The organism is Streptomyces sp. ADMS (assembly GCF_033441795.1).
Lineage (GTDB): Bacteria > Actinomycetota > Actinomycetes > Streptomycetales > Streptomycetaceae > Streptomyces.
This window is the reverse complement of record NZ_JAVFVX010000515.1, coordinates 1-317: the sequence shown is the minus strand read 5'-3', so window position 1 is coordinate 317 and position 317 is coordinate 1. Positions and strand designations below refer to the sequence as shown.

The following is a 317-nucleotide window of genomic DNA, read 5'->3' as shown; positions in this document are numbered from 1 at the left end:
TGGAGCGTGGTGCCCTGGACGTCGGCGTCCTTGTACCGGAGGTCGATCTTGTCGACGAGCGCGTCACCGACGGTCTTCGCGCCGTTGTCGCCGGTGGTGGCCAGGGTGATGGTGTGGTCGCCCGCGGTGAGGTGCACGGTGGTGTCGCCGTGCCCCCACACCACCCACTGAAAGCCCACCGGTATGTCGACCCTGTGCGAGGCGCCGCCGTCGACCCGTGCGTACACGTTCGTCGGGCCCTTGACGTTGGAGGCCTTGGCAGAGCTGCTGCCGAACACCGACAGGTCGTAGTCGCCGGTGGTGGGAACGGAGACGGG

General features: G+C 68.5%; 1 pseudogene. It reads right to left on the bottom strand.

From position 1 onward, the window contains the following. Positions 1 to 317: pseudogene (locus RB628_RS41810) on the bottom strand (cellulosome protein); the annotation flags it as partial.